The sequence below is a fragment of the Bradyrhizobium lablabi genome (genome assembly GCF_001440475.1).
In the GTDB taxonomy this organism is placed as follows: domain Bacteria; phylum Pseudomonadota; class Alphaproteobacteria; order Rhizobiales; family Xanthobacteraceae; genus Bradyrhizobium; species Bradyrhizobium lablabi.
This window is the reverse complement of record NZ_LLYB01000053.1, coordinates 72500-81671: the sequence shown is the minus strand read 5'-3', so window position 1 is coordinate 81671 and position 9172 is coordinate 72500. Positions and strand designations below refer to the sequence as shown.

Annotated in this window: 6 protein-coding genes; 5 read left to right on the top strand and 1 reads right to left on the bottom strand. The window is 61.2% G+C overall.

The features are described 5' to 3' along the window. Nucleotides 1-542 (top strand): hypothetical protein (locus CQ14_RS09240; protein WP_210183153.1); only part of this gene is annotated, 542 nt, incomplete at its 5' end. 30 nt (nt 543-572) lie between these two features. After that, a complete protein-coding gene (locus CQ14_RS09235) occupies nt 573-1763 on the top strand; it encodes a CaiB/BaiF CoA transferase family protein (protein WP_156434808.1) in 1191 nt (396 codons plus the stop codon). Nucleotides 1764-1823: 60 nt separating this feature from the next. On the opposite strand, the gene CQ14_RS09230 is transcribed toward CQ14_RS09235, so the two are convergent. Beyond that, nucleotides 1824-3017, bottom strand: a complete 1194-nt coding sequence (locus CQ14_RS09230) for an ABC transporter substrate-binding protein (RefSeq protein ID WP_057857592.1) — start codon at nt 3015-3017, stop codon at nt 1824-1826. Nucleotides 3018-3325: 308 nt separating this feature from the next. Between CQ14_RS09230 and CQ14_RS09225 the strand changes: the two genes are divergently transcribed. The 3 genes from CQ14_RS09225 (at nt 3326) to CQ14_RS09215 (ending at nt 8906) form a co-directional block, all read left to right on the top strand. Continuing rightward, the gene (locus CQ14_RS09225) at nt 3326-4501 is read left to right on the top strand and encodes an aminoglycoside phosphotransferase family protein (RefSeq protein WP_057857591.1); all 1176 of its coding nucleotides are present in this window, start codon (nt 3326-3328) and stop codon (nt 4499-4501) included. Between the two features lie 44 nt (nt 4502-4545). Further along, nucleotides 4546-5316 carry an SDR family NAD(P)-dependent oxidoreductase gene (locus tag CQ14_RS09220; protein ID WP_057857590.1) on the top strand — a complete coding sequence of 257 codons (771 nt, stop codon included), beginning with the start codon at nt 4546-4548 and terminating at the stop codon, nt 5314-5316. A 485-nt stretch (nt 5317-5801) separates the two neighbouring features. Beyond that, the gene (locus CQ14_RS09215) at nt 5802-8906 is read left to right on the top strand and encodes a DEAD/DEAH box helicase (RefSeq protein ID WP_057857589.1); all 3105 of its coding nucleotides are present in this window, start codon (nt 5802-5804) and stop codon (nt 8904-8906) included. The last annotated feature ends 266 nt before the right edge of the window (nt 8907-9172 follow it).

Below are 9172 nucleotides of genomic sequence, written 5' to 3'. Positions count from 1 at the left end.
TGGGGCACTATCCGGCGCCGCTCGCCATTCTCGACTGCGTCAAACAGGGATTTCCGCAACGCTTCGACGACGCGATCCGGACCGAGATGAAGATCTTTGCGAAGCTGATCCAGCGACGCGAGCCCCGCAACATGATCCGGACGTTGTTTCTTGGAAGGCTCGACTACGAGCGGCTGAGAAAGAACGGGATGAATCCCAAGGTCGTCGATGCTGTTGCTGCGATCTCGCGCGTACTGGCGGTCCAATCGGAGAGAGGCGAAGAACTCTCTCAATCCTTCGCACGGGCGGGATTTCGCATCGATCAGGCGCAGAATGCCGTCTTCGATGGGCGGATCTCCGGTGCAAGCTATTGGTTTGACGAGGAGCCGAAGACCTGGGGCAAGGAGCTGCTACGCGCCCGCCTCGCGGAAGCGGAAGCCGTGGCGGTGGGCTGGCGGTCCCAGCTCGACGAGGCCGAGCGCCGGGCCGCCGACTATTTGCTCGTAACAAAAGAAGGCTTTCCCGCGTACCTCGGCGGCCTGTTGGCCGCCGGAGTTGGTTAGGCGAAGCGCGCAGCCGAAGGGAGGTAAATCGTGGCAAAGCCGCTCGATGGCGTCAGGGTTCTTGATCTTTCAAAAGTTCTCGCCGGTCCGCTCTGCGCCGAGTATCTCGGTGATCTCGGCGCCGAAGTGATCAAGGTCGAGGCGGTGGGGCAGGGCGACGAGACGCGCGGATGGCCACCTTTTCCCGCGCCCGGGCTGGGCACGGTATTCCTGAGCGCCAACCGCAACAAGCGCAGCATTGCGATCAACATGAAATCGGAGAAGGGACGCTCGCTCGTGCACGAACTTGCACGATCGGCCGACGTCGCGATCGAGAGTTTTGGCACGGGCGTCGCCGAACGGCTGGCGATCGACGCCGACAGCCTGCGTGCGCTGAACGATCGTCTGATCCATTGCAGCATCTCCGGGTTCGGCCGGTCGGGGCCCCTGAAGAATTCACCGGGCTATGACGTGATCCTGCAGGCCTTCAGCGGCATCATGTCGATGACGGGGGATGAGGGCGGCGGTTACATCCGAAGCCCGATTTCGCCGATCGACCAGATGACCGGCGTGCATGCCTTCAGCGGGATTCTGGCGTGCCTTCTCGCACGGGAAAAATCCGGCAAGGGCGCAGCCATACAGGTGTCGCTGTTCGATACTGCGCTCGGGCTCCTGAGCTACAATCTGCAGACCTTCTGGGAGCGCGGCGTGCAGCCCGCCAAATGCGGCTCCAGCCATGAATCGCTCTGTCCCTACCAGGCCTTCGAGGCGTCCGACGGACCGATCATGATCGGGGTAGCCAACGATAATCTCTGGCGCAAGTTCTGCGCGGTAGCGGGCCTGAACGCGATCGTCGACGATCCCAGGTTTCGCACCAATGCGGACCGCGTCGTCCATCGCGCCGAAACGTTGGGCCATGTGCAACTGGCGATCGCGTCGCGAACGGTCGAACAGTGGAACACGGCGCTCAACGCCGTCGGCATTCCCTGTTCGCCGATCAATACGATCGCTCAACTCCTCGCGCATCCGCACACCAGGGCTAATCCTCTGATCATGCCGTACGATCACGCCGCAGCCGGCCGGCTCAACTGCGTGGGTCACCCCGTGACTTTCGTCGGAGAGGAGCGCAGCGCGGGCCTGCCGCCGCCGATGCCGGGGCAACATACCGACGAGATCCTGCGGGAGGCAGGTCTGTCGCCGGCAGCCATCGACGAATTGCGCCGCGCAGACGTGATCGGTTGAGCGGGCGGTCTTCGATTGATCGAGGGCGAGACGCTTGGTGTCTCGCCCCCGGTGTTCCAATCACTCCTCGAGCAGCTTCCATGACGTCTTCTCGAAGACGGCCATGCGCAGCGTCCGGTAGGGCGCGTAGTTCTCCTTGGTGTTGGTAAGCTCGATTCCCGGAAGCAGCATGCCGACGCGCTCCTTGTTGAAGGTCGTGGCCTGGGTCAGCAGGTTTTCGCGCGTCAGATTGTCGCCGCAGCGCTTCAGCCCGAGAGCGATGGCCTGCGCGTTGACGTAACCCGAGAGCGCGATGAAATCGTTCGGGCTGTCATTCGGCGCCCACTTCTTCATGAAGGCGATATAGTCGACGACTTCCGGATCCTGCGCCCAGGCCGGATCGCCGGCCTGTTTCGTGAACTGCGTCGTATAGGCGCCTTGGACATTGTCCAGCCCGGCGGGGGTCAGCACGCCTTGCACGGAATTGACCGGACTGGCGAGAAACTGGGCCGGCTTCCAGTTCAGTTCGTTGGCCTTCTTGATCGCCTGGGCGGCGAACTTTGGCGTCGTGAAATAGACCAGCGTGTCGGCGCCGGAGGTCTTGAGCTGGATCACCTCGGAATCGACGGTGGGATAGCTGATCTCGTAGGTTGCCTCGGCTACGATCTTGGCGGCGCCGGTTCCCAGCCCTCGCTTGAAGCCCGTGAGATAATCCTTGCCGTAATCGTCGTTCTGATAGAGGACCGCGATCTTTGCGTTCGGCAGCTTCTTGGCGATGAATTGCCCGAAGGTGGCGCCCTCCATCTCGAACGGCGGATAGAACGGCACGGTCCAGGGGAAATTCTGGGGATCGTTGAACCTTCGGCCGCCCGCCGAGATGAAGATGTGGGGGACCTTGTTCTGGTTGAGGTACTTCTGGACGGCGATGTTGGGAACCGTGCCGACAGTGCCGACCTCGGCGAGGACTTCATCGCTTTCGACCAGCTTGCGGGTCTGCTCGATGGCTTTGGGCGGACTGAACCCATTGTCGAGCGAAATCAAATTCACCTTGCGGCCGTTGATGCCGCCTTTCTCGTTGAGCATCTGGAAATAGCCGGTCATGACGCGGCCATAGCTCGAAAAAGCCGATGCCGGTCCGCTGTAGGGCACGGTCTGACCTATCTTGATTTCGGTGTCGGTGACACCAGGGCCGTACTTCTTTTCAGCCGCGCCAACCACAGCGGCGGAGCCGCCGAGGAACAAGGTCGAAATGACGACCAGTGCCGGTATCTTCATGCTTTCCCCCTTGTTGTTTTTTGAGTGCGTGAACCCGTTGCCAACGCGAGCGGGCATCATCTAATCAGTACACACATATACCATATACTATAAAACGGAAATGGCGGGCTGCAAGGTTTCTTTGGACCTTGTTGTTGCGACGCAAGAGCGCGGCGCGTGAGAAGGCAGATCGAGCTTTGCCTTGCTTGCTGATCCGGCTGTGCTACATATCGTAATATAGTGTACTAAAAAATGCGATGGCGGCTGCCAGCTCTCGGTCATGGGGTTCGCCGGAGCGATCCGCTATTGTCGTCGGCTGAGGAGGAAACATGGGTGCATCGGGCGCGACAGCATTGGCTGCGCTGAGAATCGGTGGACGCGTTGCGTTCGAGCGCCTGGTCAGGCCGAAGGCGTGGCAGCGTGACGACGTACCTTGCGCGCCGCGCGCGATCACGCCCGAATGGCTGACGGCAGTCCTTTGTGAAAAGCATCCGGGCGCCATGGTGACGCAGGTCGAGATCAAGCCGGCCAGTGCCGGAACGCACGAACGGCACCGGCTGCTGCTCACCTACAACGAAGCGGGCTGCCGGGCCGGCTTGCCGGGATCGATCTTCACGAAGTCGCTGCCGAGCGTCGTCACGCGCATGATCGGCGGTTTCAACGGCACGGCGCGGGTGGAAGGCCAGTTCTTCGTCCAGCTTCGGCCATTGCTGCAGATCGAGGCGCCTGTGGGCTACCACGCAGCCTTCGACCGCAGGACTTTTGCGTCGATCCTGCTGCTGGAAGATCTCGTGGCAACGAAGTCTGCGACGTTTTGCAATCACCGGACCTACGTCACCCGCGAGATGGCGGATGACATGGTTGATGTGCTGGCCGCGCTGCATGCGCGCTTTCACGGCGATCGCGAGCTTGCGACGCGATATCGCTTCGTCGCCGGTTACCCGAGATGGTTCACGATCGGCGCCGAGAAGATGGACCTGGAGCATTACACCCGGAAGGCATTCGAAGCCGCTTCGCACGTCATTCCCGAAACGGTGTTGGCGCAACGCGACCAGGTGTGGCCGGCGGCCATGCGTGCGCTCGCCGTCCACGAAGGCGAGGGGCAGGGTCTGATCCATTCCGACGTGCATATCGGCAACTGGTACCGGACAGCCGCAGGAAAGATGGGGCTGTGCGACTGGCAGTGCCTTTCACGCGGCCATTGGTCCCGGGACTTCGCCTACGCGGTGACAGCGGCGCTGACGCCGGATGATCGCCGCCAGTGGGAGAGGGATCTGCTGGTTCGCTATCTCGAACGGTTTGCCGAACTCACGGGCTCCAAACCGGATTTCGACGAGAGCTTTCGACACTACAGGGAGCAAATGGTGCACGCGCTCCTGATGTGGACGATTACGCTGTGTCATTCGCCGTTGCTGCCGAACATGCAGCCGGAGGAGACCACGCTGACCATGATCGAACGAATAACGACGGCGATGGCAGATCTGGATTCCATCGACAGTTTATAGGATGCCGGGTATAGCTGGTTCAGGAATGCCGAAGAGAGTGGTCCATGCAAGATGTGATGTCGCTGGATAGGAAGACGATTGTCGTTACCGGGGCAGCCCAGGGGATCGGGCAGGCAATCGCGAATTTTGCGATTTCCCTGGGAGCGCGCGTCGTTGGTGTCGATCTTAACGGTGACAAGCTTCACGCATTTGCCGCGACGACGAATGGTCAGTTACTGCCCTATGTCGGCAGCGTGGCTGATCCGGAGTTCACTGAGACGACGGTGAGCGACATTAAGGCCCGTGTTGGCGTCATTGACGGCCTTGTCAATAATGCCGGCATCACGCGGCCCGCGATGATCGAAAAGATGACCTTGCAGCAATGGAGCGAGGTCATCTCGGTACATCTGACCGGAGCGTTCCTGTGGACCCAGGCGATCGGTCGCATCATGCTTGCGCAGGGAAAGGCCGGCCGCGAAAATCCAGGATCCATCGTGAATATCTCCTCGGATGCCGGGAGAGCCGGTTCCATCGGGCAGATAAACTATGCTGCGGCCAAGAGCGGCCTGCTGGGCATGACGATGTCGACCGCCAAGGAATGGTCGAAGTTCGGCGTTCGGACAAATTCGGTGTGCTTCGGCGTCGTTGAAACCCCGATGACCGAAACGATCAGGGGCGATAAGTTTCGCGACGGCATTCTGGCGCGGATCCCGATGGGGCGCTGGGCGGCGCCGGAGGAGGCGGTCAAGCCGGTGTGTTTTCTGCTCTCGGATGCCGCGTCTTACATCACCGGCCAGCACATTGCCGTGGACGGCGGTTATCACATCTCCGTCTAGCCCAAGTCCGCAGGGCGAACAGGCGGTCGACTTTCGCAAGTTGGGCGTTATAGGAGTGGTGCGACGTCCGTAGAAGCCTGGGCAGCCTAGGGCGCCCGGTGTTGTGGAATTGCGCCTAAAAGGTTGCGCCACGGTGAACGATCCCGGGCCCGGCATCTTATCCATGCGGAAGCCCATGATGTCGCCAAGAAGCCACGCAAACTCAGCGAGTCTCAGCTGCTCTGCACCCCGGGCGATGTTTTATGGGACGATTAGATTGGAAGCGTGCGTCTGCAACCAAATTCGCATATGTACGCTGCCCGAGGCATAGCTCCCATATCAGAGCAGGCCTGTTCAAAGTAATGCTCGCCATCAGCCTCTGCTGGTCGCGAATCAATGACGGATTCAACGTGGGTCGTTCCATCAAAGCGCGCGTTGCCAGCAGGGCAACGAAGCGAAAGACTTCTCTACCGCGGACCGCGATCTCTTCTTCATCGCCTCTGGGCATGATGGCCCTCCATCTGCTCGCGCAGTGGAGGAAGTCGGGTCGCAAAGGCCTCGTCTTTCTGGCTGAAAGCGAGAACAGGGCCGAGCGGCTGGGTGCCGTCATTCATGCCCTGGCCCCCTCGTGTGATGTGCTGGTCCTTCCGAGGCTGAATACGCTGCCGTTCGATCAGTTGGAGCCGTCGCACGAAATTGCGGGTCGACGAAGCTCGGTCTTGAGACGCCTTGCCAAGCCCGAGAAGCCGATACTGCTGATATCCACGGCAGAGGCCGTGATGGAGCGCCTGCCCGTGCCGGCGAGTTGGTCCCGCGTCATCCTTCGCTTGAAGGTGGGCGCCGCGTTTTCCGAACGAGATCTTCGGGCGCGGCTCGAGGCGCTCGGATACGACCTCGATGACGAGGCGGACTATCCAGGCGGCGCGCTGTTTCACGGCAAGACATTCGAGATTTTTCCCGCAGGCGCACTGGGACCGTTCAGAGTAGAGCATTCCAGCGGGGTGATACGCCGGATCGTGGCATTCGATCCGGTTGAGCACGGCATCGTTTTCGAGACGAAGGAACTTCTCATCGACCCGATGTCGGAGCGGCTGGCGTTCGGCAATGCGCGCGGAAAGCGCTCCACCCTATTCGACTATTGCGGGCGAGCCAAGTGGACAGCGGATGCAGGGGTTTCAGCGCACGCTGATAGCTGGCTTGGCACGATCGAGGAGGCGGCCGGCCGCACGGACAGAGAGCGCGAATACATCGGTGGGCGCGAATGGAAGAAGGCGACCCGACGTATGAACGTGTTGTCGCAAAAGTCATCTTTCGTTCCTACGCCGGACTTTTCGCAGGTCGCATCACCCAGGAAGGCGCTCCGTGCATTCATCGACGAGACGCAACGCGCCGGCTCGCGATTGGTTTTCGTCGCAGCGCAGGCGGACGACCTGCGCGTGATGGAGCGGATGAGCGGGGTCAAGCCGGAGCGTTTTGCGGACTGGGACGAGGCGACTGCCGGACACAAAAGTGAAGCGGCACTTCTGGCCGACTTCGACAGAGGTTTTGTCGTGCCTGGCCGGAAACCTCTTGTCGTCGTGACGGCTTCCGATGTGCTCGGCAGCAGGGCACATCATCCGCAGCCCATGGCCAGGAGCTGGAGTGCGGCTTTCGACCACGCAGATGTGCCGGAGCAGGGCACGGTGATCGTTCATCTGCAGCGAGGACTGGCCCTGCTCGACGGCCTGCAGACCGTGGCAACGGGGGGAGGGTCGTCGCGCGAAATGATCAGGCTCGTGTTTGCGGGAGATGACGCCGTTCTCGTTCCGCCCGCTGACCTGACGATGATCTGGCCATACGCGTCGGAGCTCGGCGAGCTGACCCTCGACAAGGCGGATGGAAGTACGTGGTGGAGCCGGCGTACCGAGGCGGAGAACGAAATCCAGATCGCCGGCAAGCAGCTCGCCAAACACATCAGTCAGCGACGCCGCCGGCGAGCTCAGAAACTCGTACCTCGGGGTCCCGTCTATGAGAGGTTCGTCGCGCGTTTTCCCTATTTCACGACGGTCGACCAGGCGAAGGCCATTCGGGACGTTTTGGATGACCTCGCGTCGGGCCATCCCATGGACAGGGTCATTTGCGGCGATGTCGGGTTCGGCAAGACCGAGGTGGCGTTGCGAGCTGCGGCCGCCGTGGTGTTGTCAGGGAAGCAGGTCGTGGTCGCGGTACCGACCACGGTCCTTGCAAGACAGCATGTCGCGACTTTCCGCAAACGTTTCGTTCCGTTCGGTATCGAAGTCGGAAGTTTGTCGCGGACCGATTCCGGCGCGCAGACAAGAGAGGTGAAGGAGGGGCTGAAGAGCGGAAAATTGAAGGTCGTGGTTGGAACGCAGGCTCTCGCCTCGAAGGACGTGAAGTTCGCCGACCTCGGCCTGGTTATCATCGACGAGGAGCAGCATTTTGGAGCGGCAGAGAAGGCGAAGCTTTCCGGGCTGGCCAAGAGTATTCATGCCCTTTGGATGAGCGCCACGCCGATCCCGCGGACCCTCGCGGCGGGTCTCGCCGGCTTCAGGGATCTCAGCGTCATTGCCTCTCCGCCCGTACATCGACTTCCGGTCGTCACGAAGGTCGCTCCGCTTTCGGACGCCGCCATCGCCGCGGCATTGCTGCGCGAACAAAGACGCCATGGCCAAAGCTTCCTGATCTGTCCGCGTATTCAGGATCTCGATCCGATGCTGGCGCGGGTTCAATCGATGGCCCCGGATCTCCGCATCGTCTGTCTTCACGGCAAGTTGCCCGCCGACGAAATAGACGACCGAATGATGAGCTTCGTCGAAGGGAGGGCAGACGTTCTGCTGGCGACCAACATCGTGGAGAGCGGTCTCGATATTCCGCGGGCAAACACGATCGTGGTCTGTTGGCCCGAGAGGTTCGGTCTTGCGCAACTGCATCAGCTCAGGGGAAGGGTGGGACGCGGCGGGATACGCGCGTTTGCGTATTTGCTCACCGATTCCGACTCTGAGCGATCCGAGAAGCGGCTGGCCGTTCTGGAGGAGTTCAACCGACCAGGTGCGGGTTTTGCCATCAGTGCGCGGGATCTGGATCTCAGGGGAGCGGGGGACCTGCTTTCCGAGCGGCAGTCGGGCCATGTCCAGGTGTTCGGACCGGTGCTCTACAGCCACCTTCTGAAACTGGCCTCGGAGAAGGCAGACGACAGGGCCGCCGACCTCTGGGTGCCCGACCTTAATCTGCCGATCCCGGACATGTTGCCGGCAGGCTACGTGCAATCGGAAGCGGTTCGGCTGGAAATCTACGCCCGTGCCGCCAGGTGCCCAAGCGAAGACGAACTGGACGACCTCGAGGAGGAGACCTCCCGTCGCTTCGGCAGATTGCCCCCGGCGGCAAGCGATTTCTTCGCCGCAGCAAGGCTCCGGATCGACTGCAGACGAAGAGGAATCGTAAGGCTCGATGTCGGAGCGGATGCCGTGGCCGCGACATTCCTGCCGGGAAAACTTGGCAAATCTCGGGCGAGATCCCTGCAACGCGATGGCGATCGGGTCATCTATATCAGCAAGGATCGCGAGAGGCCGCTTGGAAAGGTCGAAGGCTTCCTCGACATTCTGGACGAATGATCGCGGCGACGGCATTTGTCCAACATAAGAGACAACTTATCCTCTAACACTTCATCCGCCGGAGACCGTCTCGGGTCAACGCGGGTCGAGAGTTCACCGACATAACTGTGCGGCGAGCCTTCCATAAGCTGGTCTCCCGTTGAGTCAGCTGAACGGCTTCGATTGTCTTTCGCGCAGCATTTTTCCGCACGACTGCTGCAGCGAAGAGGTCCGCGTCTCGGCTCGATCTGGCCCCGAAGCCTCGATAACAACGCAGCCGCCAACAT

What these genes read in the sequence shown, in the direction of transcription:
- CQ14_RS09230 (WP_057857592.1), bottom strand. Translation starts at nt 3,017, where the DNA reads ATGAAGATACCGGCACTGGTCGTCATTTCGACCTTGTTCCTCGGCGGC.
- CQ14_RS09225 (WP_057857591.1), top strand. Translation starts at nt 3,326, where the DNA reads ATGGGTGCATCGGGCGCGACAGCATTGGCTGCGCTGAGAATCGGTGGA.
- CQ14_RS09220 (WP_057857590.1), top strand. Translation starts at nt 4,546, where the DNA reads ATGCAAGATGTGATGTCGCTGGATAGGAAGACGATTGTCGTTACCGGG.
- CQ14_RS09215 (WP_057857589.1), top strand. Translation starts at nt 5,802, where the DNA reads ATGATGGCCCTCCATCTGCTCGCGCAGTGGAGGAAGTCGGGTCGCAAA.